The following is a 15,941-nucleotide window of genomic DNA, read 5'->3' as shown; positions in this document are numbered from 1 at the left end:
ATTTTGCACAGCTCGTTTTAAGCGTGTTGCATGTTGATTCTAGGGTTACCGACTGGTGATCTCGAAAGTGAACGCGTTCGCTCCGTCGGCTTGCACGTCGGCCCGGAGCTCGCCACGTTTCAAGTATTTGTTCGCAATTTTAGTGGTCGAAAACGGAGTCTCACCAGCTTGACGCAGCGACTCGAAATCTTCCAGCTCAGGTTGCACCGTTTCCACTACCACATCATAAGCGCCAGCCGAGGGGCCGTGCTCGGCGGATAACTGGAATTGGCCATTTTCCACGTCAGCCACCGCGCCGACTTGGTTTCCGCCAAGCGGGATGAAAACCAATTTGATATCGGTGGCCGCTTTCCCATCCAGCGAAACAGTACCGGAGACTGCCTGACGCGCCGGTCCAGCCGGTGAACAGCCACAGCAGCCGATCAGTAAGGTGGCGATTAGCGACCAATTGGCGAGTCGGGATTTGCAGGCGAGCCGCGTTCGTCGCAGCTGTTTATTGGATAACATTATCAGGAATGACCTCCCGTCCAGCTCGCGTCGAGAGTGCCTGCAAGTTCAAGGGATCAATGGTTTCTGGAATGAAATGCACACTCCCGTCCATCAGCAAGGCATTGACTCCGCCCGGGTGTTGGCTGCTGTAACCAGACAGCGTGGCGTTGGTAAAGTTGTTGATGGGGTGCAATGTGGTACCGAGGGAGACCATCGGATATCCGACCACCCAGCGTGCCAGCCCGTGCCGCACGGTGCCGCGAAGAGGCTCCGGTGTGCGGCTGCTCCAAACGTAGTTCGGATAGTTGTAAGTCGTTTCACTAACCGCCAGCGTGTGGCTGGTGCCATCCAGTACGTCACGAAAACCAAGGTGCTGGTTATTGAAGCCGAAGCCGGGCCAACTCAGTCCAAACATACCATCGTTGCGAGGCATCCAATTGCGGGAACCTTCGTTGAGCAAATAGCTGCTCGGCCCGCCGACTTCATTGCCGCGAACTTCGGGGACATCTCGCGGGAGCACCATCGATGGGCAAAGGAAGGTGTCAATTCTCTGTTGAGAAATCTGCGCGTTGTAGGGAAGCGTGTAATGCAGTGAGAAATCGTAGACGTTGTAAACGTTCTGCTGTTCGATTTGCGGCAGGATGGCGGCAAACGCACTGATGAAATTGCTTTGAATCGAACCGGCAGGGAACCTTTGGTAGGTCGATTCGTAGTTATGCAGTGCTAAGCCAATCTGCTTGAGATTGTTGGAACACTGCATTCGCCTGGCGGCTTCGCGCGCCGATTGGACGGCGGGCAGCAACAAGCTGACCAGGATGCCTATGATGGCGATGACGACCAACAATTCGACCAGCGTGAAAGCGGCGAAACGGGCCCGACGACGACTCGAAGAGGGCGATAACAGCATGTGCGGAAGCTCCTTGTAAGCAGCAGCACCGAGGGGAACAACCCAACGTTCACGACGAACGTTGCAGGCGGAACCGAACGTGGCTGGCTAGGAGCGACTTCCCCGAAAAACGTGAAGTCCGCACCGCTCGCTGGCTTAAATGTCGGCAACAATACTGAGACTCAGTCTCATTAATTTGAAGATGATATGAAAACGGTTCGAGTGGTCAAGGGGTTTGGCGAGAATTCAATCGCAAAATCTCACCGGGGGCCATTCCTATCTCTGGGGGGTGCGGGGCCCGGGTCGGCTTATTTGGTGAGAATCAGCTTGCCTTGGCGTGTGCGGCGGAGGCGATAGATTTGTCCACCATTTTCGATCCAGACCTCGTCTCCGCAACGGCAGAGCGCGCCGAAAGGTATGACCTTGGGAAGGTGCTTCATCGACTCGATTTCCTGAGCTGCCTGGCTGTTAATCGCTACGGTTGGCAGATCACTCTGCTGCGGTGCGTCATTGGTGTTGTCCATTAACGTTGCCATGCCAGTCACAGTGGTTGCGGATAGAGGCCCTAAGCTATGCTACTGAGATTGATTCTCAGTAGCAAGGACAGGCAGCCGGCAATGTAGAGCGCAAGTCCCCAATCGATTGCGGGCTCGCGCAATGTAGAGCGATTGTCCCCAATCGATTGCGGGCTCGCGCAATGTAGAGCGATTGTCCCCAATCGCTTGTGGAACTGCAAACAGCTGGGGACAGCGGTTCTACACTACAAACAGCTGGGGACAGCGGTTCTACGCTACAAACAGCTGGGGACAGCGGTTCTACACTGCAAACAGCTGGGGACAGCGGTTCTACACTGCAAACAGCTGGGGACAGCGGTTCTACACTGCAAACAGCTGGGGACAGCGGTTCTACACTGCAAACAGCTGGGGACAGCGGTTCTACGCTACAAACAGCTGGGGACAGCGGTTCTACACTGCAAACAGCTGGGGACAGCGGTTCTACGCTACAAACAGCTGGGGACAGCGGTTCTACACTACAAACAGCTGGGGACAGCGGTTCTACACTACAAACAGCTGGGGACAGCGGTTCTACACTACAAACAGCTGGGGACAGCGGTTCTACACCGCAAACAGCTGGGGACAGCGGTTCTACACTGCAAACAGCTGGGGACAGCGGTTCTACGCTGCAAACAGCTGGGGACAGCGGTTCTACGCTGCAAACAGCTGGGGACAGCGGTTCTACACTGCAAACAGCCTGGGGACAGCGGTTCTACACTGCAAACAGCCTGGGGACAGCGGTTCTACACTGCAAACAGCTGGGGACAGCGGTTCTACACTGCAAACAGCTGGGGACAGCGGTTCTACACTACAAACAGCTGGGGACAGCGGTTCTACACTGCAAACAGCTGGGGACAGCGGTTCTACACTGCAAACAGCTGGGGACAGCGGTTCTACACTGCAAACAGCTGGGGACAGCGGTTCTACGCTACAAACAGCTGGGGACAGCGGTTCTACGCTACAAACAGCTGGGGACAGCGGTTCTACACTGCTAACAGCTGGGGACAGCGGTTCTACACTGCAAACAGCTGAAGACAGCGGTTCTACGCTGAGCCAAAGGTCTGCTCAGCTCGATGATTTACCCTGCGGTCCGACTCGCTGGCCCAGACGTTCTGCCAAGTTCATCAGCGTTTGACTAGCGTCGTTCTCCTCGAGTTTCGCTTGGATCAAATGCGGACCGCTGCGGTCATCCCAAGCCGCCGCGAGCGCCTCGGAGAACTCAGCCTCGGTGGTCACCAAATATCCTGTGCCGCCGCCGTAAACGGTTGGCAACTTGTGGTAAGCCCAAGGGTTGATTTCGTTGTATTCCCAAGTCCCTTCGTGCAGGAATCGCTCGGTTCCGTACCCATGATTGTCGAAAATGATGAAGATCGGACTGTGCCCCAAGCGGGTCAATGTGGAGAGTTCTTGGCCGGTCATTTGGAAAGCACCGTCGCCAGCCAAAACGAGGACGCGGTGGTCGGGCCGCGCGGTTGAGGCGCCCACGGCTGCCGGTGTGCTGAAACCCATTGACGTATAGTACGCAGGACTGAGGAATTCACCCCGGTCGTGCGTCATCAACTCGGTGGCGGCAAACAGCGAGTCGCCGACGTCGGCGATCACAATCGTATTGTTATCAAGCCGTTGTTCAATTTCTCCCATCATGCGGCTAATCCGCAGCGGCGACTCAGGCTCGATGCTGAAGGGGGCCGGTTGTCGCCGCGCCAAGATTGACGCAGGAATCGGTCGGTCGGTCCGCTTCAGCGATTGCTTATTCAGCAGATTTAGGAAACCGTCGAGCGCCACGTTGTGGAAGTGGTGATAAGAGATCTGCATCTGTTCGCTGGTCACATAGACGCAACGCGGCAAATCGAGTTTGGCCGTGTAAACTCCGAGGTTGATATCCGTCAAAAAGGTGCCCAGCAGCATGATCAAGTCGCTCGACTCGACGAACTCGGCGACTTCTGGGTTGCCCAGCGCGCCTTCGTACAGTCCCAAATAGAGCGGATGGCGTTCGCTGATTACACTTTTGCCCAGCATGGTGGCGGCAACTGGCGTGGCCGTCGTTTCGGCCAGCGTCATCAATTGATCGTGCAGACCAAACCGGTGCAATTCCACCCCAGCGACGATTACCGGCCGCTTGGCTTGGTTAAAGCGTTCCACCGTTTCCGCAACTGCTTCGGCGGTTGCTTGTGGATCCGCCTCCCAAGTCGCTCCGCGATAGGCGTGAGTTACCGGCGGTACGACATGTACCATGTCGCGTGGCAGTTCGATGTAGACGGGGCGTTTAAAACGATCGGCCGCATCGAGCACGCGATCAATTTCGGCAAATGCCGTAACCGGATCGGTGATCTCGGTGGCGGCAATCGTAAATTTTTCAAAGACCTCGAACTGGGTGCGGAAGTCACGCACTTTGTGGTGCAAGAGGGGGTTGTTTTGGCGTTCATTCAGTCCGGGGGAACCAGAGATCACAACCACCGGAGATTTTTCCGCAAAGGCGCCGGCGATGCTGTTACAAACGCTCAGCCCGCCGACGCAGTAAGTGATACAAACGGCGCCCATGCCGGTCAGTCGAGCATAGCCATCAGCGGCAAAGCCGGCACAATCCTCGCGAGTGCAGCCGACAACGTTGATCGGGCTCTCCTCGAGCATGCTGTAGAAACTGAGCACGTAATCCCCGGGAATGCCAAACACGTCGTGGATTCCGTAGTCTCGCAGTCGTTGGATGAGATAATCTCCAATCGACAGATTGGCGGTAACACGTCGAGTTGACTCAATGCGGCGATCTTGGGCGCTGACGCTCATGGATTATTTTCCTGAATTGGAAACGGTGACAGGTTTCGCGGGTAAATCTTTGGAAATTCTCGATGCCGGTTCTTCCGCCGCGGGAGTTTCCCCTGAAGCGGCATCAGCGGATACAGATTCTACGGTGCCAAACAAGTGTCCGCCTTTGTCACCGTGTTTCCAAGTGCCCGCATAGGAACCTTGGTAGACAACGACGCGGGAGGAGAAAGTTCCCAGCCCGGGGAGCCACAGATTGGTCAAGGAAATCACCGGTGTGTCGCCGGCCCACATCACCGGCAGGTCCATCGGAACTTCCGTATCGGTATCGCCGTATTTGATCCGCGCCGTAAAGCGAAACAAGTTGCCCTCGGGCAGTTTTTCGCATTTCGTAATCGTATATTCTTCCGGGGGCATTTCGTCTTTTTCGCTGCCCAAAACCGTAAACCGACCCGTAAACTTCGCCCCGGTCAAATAGCGGGCAAAGCGATTGTTGCGATCATCCTGCTCGGCCGACGCGGCGGTGGTGGCGGCGGCTTCTTCTCCGTCGAGCGGTGCTAGTTGAACCGAAATCCCAGCCGGTTTCGCTCCCCCGGGGCCTGTTTTTTCTTCATCTTGTGCGAATCCAGTGGAGGAACAGGTCAGCATCCCGGCTAGCAGTGTGCTGACAGCAAAACAAGTTGTCGGTCTTTGTGCAGACATAAACTATTATCCCATACCATTCGTGAAATTGCCAGGAGAACCCGCGGTGGGTAAACCCCCTTTGAGTTAGTTTAACAGTTTCCTCTACCTTCGTTGCTGCCGCAATCAGGCTTGGCAATGCTTCGCGCGAATGCCGCGAAAAATTACCATCCGGAGACTTGTACGGTCAGCCGCACGCGTACTCGCTAAACAGTCAGCCGCAGGCGTACTCGTTAAACAGTCAGCCGCAGGCGTACCTATAACGGGAGCGCGTTCGCCTTCGGCTGTCGGTAAAACCTTATTCAGGGAACAAAGTTGGCCAGCCCACGCCTCTGGCGCATAATGAAACCAATGCTGGTGCCTCAATACAAAGGAAAAGCAATGACGCGCAATGTCTGGCTCGTCCGTTGGCTCTGGTGCGTCCGCAGCCTCGCTTGTGTAACTGCCTGCGTGACGCAGCATTTCATGACGCAGCAGTCTATGGCGCAGCAATCGTCACCGCCGGCGATTACTTCAGCGGACGCACCTACTTCAGCGGACGCACCTCGGGTTCGCTTCACCGAGCAAGTCAGGCCCTTGCTGCAGCAACACTGCTTGAAGTGCCACGGCCCTGATGATCTGGCGGGTGGCTTGGATCTCACTAGTCCAGCCTCCGGGTTGGAGCTGGGTGCCATTACTCGGCATGATCCTGCCGCCAGCACGCTGGTCGAACGAGTGACCTCGACGGATGACTCGCTGCGGATGCCCCCGACCGGCCCGCCGCTCACTGCAGACGAACAACTCATCTTTAAAACTTGGATCAAACAGGGCGCAGCGTGGCCGGCGCATTGGGCTTATCAACCATTGCAGCTGCCGGCGATTCCTGCGGCAAACGCCGCGACGCGTGGGGAAGACTGGGGCGAAAATCCGGTCGACCAATTTATCGCCGCTCGTTTGCGTGCCGAGGGACTTGAGCCAAATCCCCCGGCGGACCGTTTTGCGTTGCTGCGACGAGCGTCGTTTGATTTGCGAGGGATTCCGCCCAGCGACTCGGAGATCGAGCAATTTTTGCGGGATGATTCCGCGTCTGCTTGGCCGGCCGCTGTGGAGCGTCTGTTGGCATCCCCGGCCTATGGCGAACGTTGGGCAAGACGTTGGATCGACCTGGTGCACTTTGCCGAGACACATGGCCACGATCAAGACCGACCGCGTGAGCATGCTTGGCCTTATCGCGACTATCTGATTACCAGTTTCAATCAAGACAAACCCTACGGCCAATTCATGGCCGAGCAGATTGCCGGTGACGCGTTGGCCCCCGATGACCCGCAAGCAATCATCGCCACGGGTTTGTTGGCCTCCGGCCCTTGGGATGAAAGTTCGCTGCGTGACATCCAAGAAAATTCGCTCGATCGCGAAGTCGGTCGCTACCTCGATCGCGATGATATCGTCACCACCGTGATGTCGACTTTTGCCAGCACCAGCATCCACTGCGCCCGCTGCCACGACCACAAATTTGATCCAATTTCGCAAGCTGAATACTACGGCCTGCAAGCCGTCTTCGCGGGTATCGACAAAGCCAATCGCCCTTACGACCGTGATCCCCAAGTCGCGCGGCGACGCAGCGAATTAACTGCCCAGTTGCGAGCGCTCGACAACGCGAATCCCGCAGCGCATCACCATTTGTGGCAAGACGCGGAGGTGAGAGCCGAGTTCACGCAATGGCTGACCGCTTTACAGAGCCAACCGATTGGCTGGACCACGCTCAAACCTCAAGCCGTGACCTCTTGGGCTGGCAGCAGTCTACAAGTGCAAGAGGATGCGAGTGTGCTGGTCAGTGGCCCGCGCCCCGACAAAGACGTGTATGTCATCGAAACCCGTTTGCCACTTGAGCAGATCAACGCGTTGCGGCTCGAATTACTGCCTGATGATTCGTTGCCAGCGGCCGGGCCCGGCAGAGCCGATAACGGGAATCTACATCTGACGCAAATTCGAGTCTTCAGTGCACTCGCCGGCGATTCTGCAGCTCTGCGAGAACGAACCATCACTGCTGCCTGGGCTGACTTTAACCAAGCGGACTGGGGTGTTGAGCGAGCGATCGACAAGAACCCAAATACCGCTTGGGGCATTTTTCCCGAAGTGGGTCAGAGTCATCACGCCGTCTTTAATTTGGACAAAGGCCCCAGCAAAAATCCCCGTCCCGGTTCTGGAACCACGGCGACCGCTCAGCAGTTGGCGGGCGAGCAGTTGGGGGGCGAGCGGGACGAGGGGGAGCTGACTCTGCGAGTCGAATTGCACCAACTGCATGGGGGCGCCCACACCATCGGGCGTTTTCGCTTGGCTGCCAGCGACGCCGATCGGGAGCAGCTGAAGCAGCATCAAGACTTACCCGCGAACATCTCGAACCTGTTGGCGATCCCACCGGAGTCGCGGAGTTTCGCCGAGCGATCGGAATTGCTGGTTTGGCACCGGCGGCGGAGCTTGCAAGCGAAACTTGACAAACTTCCCCAGCCCAGCCTGGTGTATGCAGGCAGCAATCAGTTCCAGCCCGAGGGATCGTTTCGTCCCGCCGTCACCCCGCGGAGCGTGCAGATACTGCGCCGGGGACTGATCGGTGAACCGCTCGGCGAAGCCTCGGCCGGTGCTTTGTCGTGCGTCCAAGGGATGCCCGGTGAGCTTGAGATTGCCGATCTGGCTGACGAGTCGGCACGCCGTCGCGGGCTGGCGGAGTGGCTCAGCGATAAAGACAATTCGTTGGTTTGGAGATCGATGGCCAATCGCATCTGGCAAGTGCATTTTCAAAACGGTCTTGTCGACACCCCCAATGATTTTGGGCTGATGGGAGCCGCGCCGACGCATCCGGAATTGCTCGATTGGCTAGCGGTTCAATTACGCGACCACGATGGCTCGATCAAGCATCTGCATAGGTTGTTGCTGACCAGTGCCACCTATCGGCAATCGTCGGCCGACCGAGTCGATGGACAACAACACGACGCCGCCAACCGCTTGCTGTGGAAAATGCACCGCCGCCGCCTGGACGCGGAATCGTATCGCGACGCGCTGCTGGTGCTCACCCAGTCGCTTGATCGCAGCATGGGTGGCCCATCGGTGAAACAATTCATCCAGTCCCCCGGCGTGCACGTGACACCTGTGGTCGATTACCAAAGCTTTGATGTTGACGATCCCAGTAATTATCGCCGCAGCGTCTATCGCTTTCTGTTTCGCACGATACCCGATCCGTTTATGGAGTCGCTCGATTGCCCCGACGCTTCGCAGCTGACTCCGACCAGAAATGTTTCGCTGACGGCGTTGCAAGCCTTGGCCACGCTGAACGATAAATTTGTAGTCCGCCAAAGTGAATTAATGGCGGAGCTCTTGACTCGCCAGTCTGCGGATCTCGACGAACAGGTTCAGCTTGCCTACGAACGCGTTTTCTCGCGGCCACCGACGGCTGAAGAGCATGCCGCCGTCCGTGATTATGCCGCCGAGCATGGCTTGGCAAACGCTTGTCGGTTCCTCTTCAATACAAACGAGTTCATGTTTGTCGATTGATGTTTCAAAACAATTCAACTGAGCAGTTTGGCCATGAATCATGCCTGGAAAACAACCGCCGCACGTCGTTCCTTGCTCGCGCAGCTCGGCGGTGGAATTGGCATGGTGGCTTTGCTCGATTTAATGTTGCGCAGCGAGGTAAAGGGGAGCGAGCAGGCGAAAGGGAACAGTGCAGGGCAGGGGAATAAAACGCTCCATCATCCAGCCAAAGTGCGGCGCGTGATTCAGTTGTTCATGAATGGTGGGGTAAGCCAAATGGACACCTTCGATCACAAGCCAGAACTCACCAAGCGGGATGGCGAGCGGGTTGATTTTGGCTTGGCGTCGGCCGTCACCAGTTCGCCAGGACCTTTGATGAAATCTCCCTTTCAGTTTCGCCAGTATGGCGAATCGGGGCGTTGGGTCAGCGAAGTATTTCCGCAGCTTGCCACGCACGTCGACGATTTGGCATTCCTAATGGCCATGAAATCGAAGAGTAACGTGCATGGGCCAGCCAGTTATTTGCAAAATACCGGTTTCGTGAATCCAGGGTTTCCCTCCTTGGGAGCTTGGCTTAGCTATGGCCTGGGCAGCCTCACCGACGACTTGCCGACCTTCGTGGTTTTGCCCGATGCCCAAGGATTGCCCTACAACAATACGGGCAATTTTTCCGCCGGTTTTTTGCCCGCCTCGAATTCGGCGACGATCATTAAACCGAGTGCTCCCACGCCGATCCCGAATTTACATCCGCCGGCCGATGCCGCGCAGATCACCGCTGCCAGCGAGTCTGACGGACTGCGACTACTGGAAACGCTAAACCAAACACATTTGGCCGATCGCGATTACGATCCGCAGTTGGCTGCCCGGATTGGCTCCTTTGAATTGGCGGCCAAGATGCAAGCCAGCGCGCCGGCAGTGCTCGACCTCAGCGATGAATCTGCGGCGACGTTGCAAGCGTATGGAGTCGATCAACAACCGACCGCTGCGTTCGCGAGAAATTGCTTGCTTGCGCGGCGGTTGATTGAACGCGAAGTTCGCTTCGTGCAAGTGTGGAGCGGTCAGGGTGGGCCGAGCAAAAACTGGGATAACCACACCGATATCCCCAATGAGTTACCTTTCATTGCGCGGCAAGTCGACCAACCGATCGCCGCCTTGCTGACCGATCTGAAACAACGCGGACTACTCGACGATACGCTGGTGATTTGGACAACCGAGTTTGGTCGCATGCCTTTCACCCAAGGGGCCACCGGACGTGATCATAACGCGGGGACCTTTGTTAGCTGGCTGATGGGGGCCGGAATTCGCGGCGGCACAGCCTTCGGACAGAGTGATGAATTTGGTTACCAAGCGGTCGAAAATGTGACGACAGGATACGATTTACATGCCACACTGCTGCACTTGATGGGAATCGACCATGAGCGTTTAACATTTCGCCACAACGGGCTCGACCGTCGCCTAACCGATGTTCATGGCCATATCATTCAGGAAATTCTGAGTTAATAGAAGTTTGCGTGCTCGTGCTTGCAGCGCCGTAGTGAATGAGAATGTTGCTAGCCAATAACCTGGTTCACCGCACGAGGCAAGTTTGGTGGGGTCCACCTTCTTGCGTACTTATAACCGCTAACCACCAACGGATGTCTTCCGGAAACAATAGACGCGAGCTGCTGTGCGAATAATCAAGCGTTCGCCGGCGATTGCGGGGGTGGCCATGCACATGTCGTCATCTGCTAGTTTGTTTTCATAGAGCAACTCGAATTCTGCTCCCGCATTCAAAACAAAGGTGACACCGTCTTCGTTGACACAGAAGATCTTGTCGTTGTAGGCCCAAGGCGATGCGGTGAAGGCGCGGCCGTTGGGCAGTCTCTTGGGACCATAAGATTCTGTGCCGCTGGCGGCGTCATAGCTGCTCACTAGGCCGCGATCCAACAGCACGAAGACTTGGTCTTGATAAACCAGGGGCGTCGGATTGTATGGGGCCGACTTTGGCTGGGACCAAGCGATGAACTCGTTGCTGGTCGCGTCGCCGGTTAGGGAAATATCTCCAGAGGCACCCGGGCGAATCGCATAAATCGGACGCAGCGGATCCATCACGTAGCCGGAACTTAGGTACAGCAAGCCATCATGCGCTTGCGGCGTGGCGATGGTAATGCTGGACATCCCGGAGAGCGTCCAAAGTAAATTGCCATCCAGGTCGTAAGATCGGACCTTTCCGGTACCCGGCGTAACGATCTCAGTTCGTTCGCTGTTTTCCCAAATGAAAGGAGTTGACCAGTTGCTTTTTTCATCCCGCGTCACTCGCCATACTTCTTCGCCGGTTGCGGCGCTCAGGGCCAGCAAATAGGAATCCTCTTCGTTGTCATTGACGTAGTACAGCCTGCCCTGGTGCAAGACTGGTGACGCCGCGGTTCCCCAGCCGTAGCGAGTCGCGCGTGGTTTGAGTTTGCGTCGCCAGACTTCGTCGCCCTCGAAATCGAAACAAAAGATGCCCAAGTTTCCAAAACAGCAATACACCCGTTTGCCGTCGGTGACGGGAGTCTCCGACGCGTAACTGCTCTTCAGGTGAATCGGAGATTCGGGCAAGCCTTCGTGGATTTGCCGTTCCCAGAGCAATTCACCGCTGATGAGGTCGAGGCAGAGGACCATCCATTGATGCGGCGAGGCGGGTGGTTGGGGACGATTGCCACCGAAATAGAGCCCTTTTTTGGGTTCCTCGGAGGTTCCGGTGTTAATCACCGTGGTGAGAAACAGCCGGTTTTCCCAAACCACGGGGGAAGACCAACCGCGGCCCGCGATGTCGCGTTTCCAGGCCACATTTTCAGTCGAAGACCAGCGATCGGGCAGTTGGGCACTGTGGCCGACCCCATCTGAGTTGGGACCGCGGAACTGTGGCCAATGCTCCTGGCCCAAAGCGGCAGATGGAGACCATGCCAGCGGTGAGGCGGCCAAGATTACAAGCAACAGCAGCGAGTTGGGCTTCATGATTTTTTTCGCGGAACGAGAAATTGATTTGCGACTCGAACTGCAATATAGCCGATCCATCGCTGTTTGCTCGCCCCAAGTTGGGGCAGGGGGGGGAGAACAAAGCTAGGGCGAATTGCGATAAACTCTCTGGTCTCGTTAATGATAAACTCTCTGGTTTCGTTAATGTTGCCAACTTGGCTAAACTTACGGTCGCGTACCTGCACGAACTTTTTCTCACTCGGATTTATTATCAATGGATGCTCAACTCCCGCCACGCGCCTTCAGTTTGCGGGGGGTGCTGATTGGATTGGCGATTGCCTTGTTTGCAGTGGTGATGACCGCGGCCAGCGTCTATATCCGCCGGCCTCAAGTTGAAAAGACTAAGCAATTTCTCGGTGCCGAGGCAGTGCAAGCGGTGCAACTGGGGACCAAATTTGAAATCGGGCTATGTGTGGAAGGAACCCCCGTGGACCCTGCCGATGTTGCCTGGACCGACCTCAGCGGCAGTCCGGGATTGGGGCTCTTCCGCAAGGCACTCGTCAGCGAAGGGCATTTCCGCTGGGATCTGCAAGAGTCGGAATCGCTACGGTCGTTAAAATTGACCGATCCCCGCTACGCCATCGTAAAAATTTCTGGTGAGATTCCCGATTCACCGACCTCGGTGGCGGCTCCTCTCGAGCCCGTGGAGATATTACTGGAGCTTAATTCAGGTTGGATGGGGCCGCTCACAGGGGCCGGGGCAGTTCCCTTCACCGACCGCGTACGCCCGGCAATCCGCAATTTCATTGACACCCGCAAAGACTCGAATCGCCAGCACGGAAACTGAGGAAGGCGACTAGTTATTTCAGGGTGTGCTGCAATGGGTGGGGCATTTCACGTGCCTCGGTCGGCGAAATTGAGTACACTGAATGCGGAAACGCGTTTAGATTATGAAGTCCCATGTTCGAAGCGTTTCCTCGACAGCTCTTCCGGTAACGCAACTCCAGTCTTATCTACCCTCCGACGGCTTATCTTGAATCGACGCGGTTCAGAGCGGCACCCACTATGCGGGGCGAATTGATGGCAGTAGTCAACGACTCAGCAGACGGCCAACCCGCACCAAAAGCTCCTGGTGATTCAGGTGCTGGTGACGCGGGCGCTAGGAGCCCGGGTACTAGCGGACCGGGTACCAGCAGGTCGGGTACTAGCAGATCGGTCGCAGCGCTCCAGCTCGACGGGGCAGGGGGTGACCAAGTATTGCCGGTTCCCGGCAAGCGATTTTTGTTATTTCAAGCCGTACCGGCTTGGCTAATCAGCATGTTGGTGCACATGCTGGCGTTAATGGTGTTGGCTTTGCTGACGATTGCCACTCCCGAGGATTTCATCAATGTTTTGTCAGTTTCCAACTCGTCGGAGAACGAGGGTGAAATTGAAGAATTCACGTTGGCTGAGATTGATCCCGGGGAGTCGTTGGAGAGTGAAGAGGACACTTTTGAAGAGATGGAGCCGACGACCGAACCGGTCCAGGAGCTGCAGCCGATTGAATTCGATCAGCCCTTATCGGTCGACGCGATCAGTCCGGAAATGACCGACATGGTTTCGACCATTGCACCTTCGAGTGAACTGTTGCAATCGGTTTCTCAGTCATACAGTCAGAATTTATCGAGCCGCAGTGGTGCGACGAAGAGCCAGTTGCTGAAGCGTTACGGCGGGACCGAAGCGAGTGAAGCGGCGGTGGCTAAAGCTTTGCGTTGGTTGTCGCTGCATCAGCTGCGCAATGGAGCCTGGACTTTTAATCACGTCGCGGTTTGCCGGGGGCTCGATGGTTGCGATGGCACTTGCGATCCGTCGCGGTCGCAGTCCTTTTTTGCCGCCACCGCGATGGGGATCTTGCCGTTCTTGGGTGCTGGTCAAACACACATGACCGGTGTGCACAAGGACAACGTGCGAACCGCTTTGGCTTTTCTGTTGACCAATGGCAAGCAGAAGCGACTCGGTGGCATGGTATGCCTCGATTTTACCGAACCGGGCGGCAACATGTACTCCCACGGGCTGGTCTCCATCGCTTTGTGTGAGGCATACGCCATGACGCAAGATCCGATGTTGATGTTGCCGGCCCAGCAAGCATTGAATTTTATCGCCTACGCCCAAGACCCGCGCTCGGGTGGCTGGCGTTACAGTCCGAAAGCGAGCGGTGATACGTCGGTCACCGGGTGGCAGGTCATGGCGCTGAAAAGTGGACATATGGGCCATTTGTTGATCTCATCCCAGACGATCGTGGGAGCGAACAACTTTCTCAATCTCGTCGCGCACGACAACGGCAGCAGTTACAAATACATTCCCGAGCACGCTGACCTCGGGGGCCACACGCCCTGCCAGCCCATCGGCTTGCTCAGCCGGATGTACATGGGTTGGGACAAGACGCATCCGTCAATCATCGAGGGAGTTTCCCAATTGTCTGAGCGGGGCGTCCTCAAGAACGACATCTATTACAACTACTATGCGGCTCAAGTGCTGCGGCACTTCGGCGGCTCGCAGTGGGATAAATTTAATGCCGAATTGCGAGATTGGTTGGTCGATTCGCAAGTCGACAGCGGGCATGCGGAAGGGTCTTGGCATTGGCCTGACAGCGTGGGGCACCGCGGTCCGCGAGAAGGGGGCAGGCTGTGCTCGACTTCCTTCGCCACGATGATTCTGGAAGTCTATTATCGCCACATGCCACTCTACGCAGACTCTGCCGCGGACGACGAGTTTCCGTTGTGAGCCCGCGAGCAGTGATTGGCGGGCAGTAAGCCGGCCATCGCGATCAGGCGGGAGCGGTGATCTCCAGCACCCGTTCGCCCAGCACCTCCCAGTTAGGCTGAATCCCCAGCCCCGGTTGCTCGCCTGCGCGCATCATGCCCAGCAGGCGTTGGGGAGCTCCCGTGGCGTTACTGACCGTCACGTAGCTGTTAAAGTCGGTGCTGGTAAAGCGGAGTGCTTCGGGAGTGCTGTGTGCCAGGTGGGCGATCGCGGCGGTGACAATATCGCCCCCCCAGCTATCTTCCAGCGTCATCGCGATCCCCATCGAGACACACAAATCACGGGCTTGGCGGGTCCGCGTCAGGCCACCCAGTTTGCTGATTTTTAGATTCACGGCATCCATTGCCAAGTCATTTTTGGCTCGCATTAACATCGCCAGCGAATCGATGTTTTCGTCGAGGATAAAGGGCTGCTGAGTCTGTCTTCGCACGGCCAAACATTCTTCGTACGTTAAGCAGGGTTGTTCGATGTAGACATCGAGATCTCGCACAGCCCGGACCACGCGAACTGCCTCGTGTTGTGTCCAGCCCGTATTGGCGTCAGCCACTAGGCGATCACTATCGCCGAGCATCTCGCGAACGGCGTGAATCCGCTTGATGTCTTCGTCAGGGTCACCACCCACTTTCAATTGGAATCGCGTGTAGCCTTCCTCTCGGTAGCCTTTGACTTTGGCAGCCATTTGCTCGGGGGATTCCTGGGAGATCGCTCGGTAGAGTCGCACCTCTTCGCCGTAACGCCCCCCCAGCAAAGTGCAAACGGGCAGGCCGACGTGTTTCCCCAGCAGATCCCAGAGGGCGATATCTATTGCTGATTTTACGTAAGGATGGCCCTTCAGAGCCGCGTCCATGTGATCGTTGAGCTTGTTGATTTCGCGGGGGTCCCAGCCAATTAGGTGCGGAGCCAGTTCGCCAATTCCAGCACGCACCCCCGCGGCGTAGGCGGGCAAGTAGAACGGGCCCAGCGGACAGACTTCTCCGTACCCGATCAACCCCGAGTTCGTTTCCACTCCCACGATCGTGCTGTCGAACGTGGTGACTGATTTGCCACCCGACCAACGATAGCAACCTTCGACCAGGGGAAGTTCAACACGATGGGCAAAAATGCGAGTTATTCTCATCAGAATCTGCTTGCTGCAAGACTTAAATTGTCGGGACGATGAAACAGGCCCGGCGGGCAAGGATCGCCGCGGGAGCGACAAGTTAACAAAATTTTTGCCTGTCTGCTTGGGAGGCGGGAGTCTGGAGGCGGGAGGCGGAGTAGGACACCTGAAACGCGAATTTCTGATCTGCCAGTCGGGGCTGTTCTCTGACGGCAGAACCTTT

Annotated in this window: 12 protein-coding genes; 5 read left to right on the top strand and 7 right to left on the bottom strand. The window is 56.6% G+C overall.

From position 1 onward, the window contains the following. Positions 1-45 precede the first annotated feature (45 nt). From SH139x_RS17235 to hemP, 3 genes are all read right to left on the bottom strand, one after another. Complete coding sequence (locus tag SH139x_RS17235; protein WP_488351012.1) at positions 46-507, bottom strand: hypothetical protein; 462 nt, start codon at positions 505-507, stop codon at positions 46-48. Further along, positions 494-1,396: a DUF1559 family PulG-like putative transporter gene (locus SH139x_RS17230; protein WP_488351011.1), complete on the bottom strand. Its 903-nt coding sequence runs from the start codon at positions 1,394-1,396 to the stop codon at positions 494-496. The genes SH139x_RS17235 and SH139x_RS17230 overlap by 14 nt, the downstream gene beginning before the upstream one ends. Positions 1,397-1,683: 287 nt before the next feature. Next, the gene (hemP, locus tag SH139x_RS17225; RefSeq protein WP_488351010.1) at positions 1,684-1,911 is read right to left on the bottom strand and encodes a hemin uptake protein HemP; all 228 of its coding nucleotides are present in this window, start codon (positions 1,909-1,911) and stop codon (positions 1,684-1,686) included. 186 nt (positions 1,912-2,097) lie between these two features. Between hemP and SH139x_RS17220 the strand changes: the two genes are divergently transcribed. Further along, positions 2,098-2,961 carry a hypothetical protein gene (locus tag SH139x_RS17220; RefSeq protein ID WP_488351009.1) on the top strand — a complete coding sequence of 288 codons (864 nt, stop codon included), beginning with the start codon at positions 2,098-2,100 and terminating at the stop codon, positions 2,959-2,961. 33 nt (positions 2,962-2,994) lie between these two features. Here the strand turns inward: SH139x_RS17220 and SH139x_RS17215 are convergent, their stop codons facing one another. Both SH139x_RS17215 and SH139x_RS17210 read right to left on the bottom strand, forming a co-directional pair. After that, entirely contained in the window at positions 2,995-4,713 is a 1,719-nt protein-coding gene (locus SH139x_RS17215) for an alpha-keto acid decarboxylase family protein (RefSeq protein ID WP_488351008.1), read from the bottom strand. 3 nt (positions 4,714-4,716) lie between these two features. Beyond that, complete coding sequence (locus SH139x_RS17210) at positions 4,717-5,391, bottom strand: hypothetical protein (protein ID WP_488351007.1); 675 nt, start codon at positions 5,389-5,391, stop codon at positions 4,717-4,719. Between the two features lie 360 nt (positions 5,392-5,751). On the opposite strand from SH139x_RS17210, the gene SH139x_RS17205 reads away from it, so the two are divergent. Both SH139x_RS17205 and SH139x_RS17200 read left to right on the top strand, forming a co-directional pair. After that, a complete protein-coding gene (locus SH139x_RS17205; protein ID WP_488351006.1) occupies positions 5,752-8,898 on the top strand; it encodes a PSD1 and planctomycete cytochrome C domain-containing protein in 3,147 nt (1,048 codons plus the stop codon). A gap of 33 nt (positions 8,899-8,931) precedes the next feature. Further along, positions 8,932-10,377 (top strand): DUF1501 domain-containing protein, encoded by a 1,446-nt coding sequence (locus tag SH139x_RS17200; protein ID WP_488351005.1) that lies wholly within the window; start codon positions 8,932-8,934, stop codon positions 10,375-10,377. Positions 10,378-10,497: 120 nt separating this feature from the next. On the opposite strand, the gene SH139x_RS17195 is transcribed toward SH139x_RS17200, so the two are convergent. Beyond that, positions 10,498-11,856: an outer membrane protein assembly factor BamB family protein gene (locus tag SH139x_RS17195; protein WP_488351004.1), complete on the bottom strand. Its 1,359-nt coding sequence runs from the start codon at positions 11,854-11,856 to the stop codon at positions 10,498-10,500. Between the two features lie 235 nt (positions 11,857-12,091). Here SH139x_RS17195 and SH139x_RS17190 point away from each other — a divergent pair, with 235 nt between their 5' ends. Beyond that, the gene (locus SH139x_RS17190; RefSeq protein ID WP_488351003.1) at positions 12,092-12,664 is read left to right on the top strand and encodes a hypothetical protein; all 573 of its coding nucleotides are present in this window, start codon (positions 12,092-12,094) and stop codon (positions 12,662-12,664) included. Between the two features lie 233 nt (positions 12,665-12,897). Then, positions 12,898-14,580 carry a prenyltransferase/squalene oxidase repeat-containing protein gene (locus SH139x_RS17185; protein WP_488351002.1) on the top strand — a complete coding sequence of 561 codons (1,683 nt, stop codon included), beginning with the start codon at positions 12,898-12,900 and terminating at the stop codon, positions 14,578-14,580. A 43-nt stretch (positions 14,581-14,623) separates the two neighbouring features. On the opposite strand, the gene SH139x_RS17180 is transcribed toward SH139x_RS17185, so the two are convergent. Next, entirely contained in the window at positions 14,624-15,736 is a 1,113-nt protein-coding gene (locus SH139x_RS17180; RefSeq protein WP_488351001.1) for a cis-3-hydroxy-L-proline dehydratase, read from the bottom strand. Between the last annotated feature and the right edge of the window lie 205 nt (positions 15,737-15,941).

The sequence above is a fragment of the Kothea flammea genome, assembly GCF_052161645.1.
GTDB lineage: Bacteria > Planctomycetota > Planctomycetia > Pirellulales > Pirellulaceae > Laterigemmans.
Note: the sequence above shows the minus strand (reverse complement) of the source record. Positions and strands in the feature narration are given on the sequence as shown.

Excerpts from the sequence above, each read along its gene's own strand:
- SH139x_RS17235 (WP_488351012.1), bottom strand. The coding sequence starts at position 507 with ATGTTATCCAATAAACAGCTGCGACGAACGCGGCTCGCCTGCAAATCC.
- SH139x_RS17230 (WP_488351011.1), bottom strand. The coding sequence starts at position 1,396 with ATGCTGTTATCGCCCTCTTCGAGTCGTCGTCGGGCCCGTTTCGCCGCT.
- hemP (WP_488351010.1), bottom strand. The coding sequence starts at position 1,911 with ATGGCAACGTTAATGGACAACACCAATGACGCACCGCAGCAGAGTGAT.
- SH139x_RS17215 (WP_488351008.1), bottom strand. The coding sequence starts at position 4,713 with ATGAGCGTCAGCGCCCAAGATCGCCGCATTGAGTCAACTCGACGTGTT.
- SH139x_RS17210 (WP_488351007.1), bottom strand. The coding sequence starts at position 5,391 with ATGTCTGCACAAAGACCGACAACTTGTTTTGCTGTCAGCACACTGCTA.
- SH139x_RS17205 (WP_488351006.1), top strand. The coding sequence starts at position 5,752 with ATGACGCGCAATGTCTGGCTCGTCCGTTGGCTCTGGTGCGTCCGCAGC.
- SH139x_RS17200 (WP_488351005.1), top strand. The coding sequence starts at position 8,932 with ATGAATCATGCCTGGAAAACAACCGCCGCACGTCGTTCCTTGCTCGCG.
- SH139x_RS17195 (WP_488351004.1), bottom strand. The coding sequence starts at position 11,856 with ATGAAGCCCAACTCGCTGCTGTTGCTTGTAATCTTGGCCGCCTCACCG.
- SH139x_RS17190 (WP_488351003.1), top strand. The coding sequence starts at position 12,092 with ATGGATGCTCAACTCCCGCCACGCGCCTTCAGTTTGCGGGGGGTGCTG.
- SH139x_RS17185 (WP_488351002.1), top strand. The coding sequence starts at position 12,898 with ATGGCAGTAGTCAACGACTCAGCAGACGGCCAACCCGCACCAAAAGCT.
- SH139x_RS17180 (WP_488351001.1), bottom strand. The coding sequence starts at position 15,736 with ATGAGAATAACTCGCATTTTTGCCCATCGTGTTGAACTTCCCCTGGTC.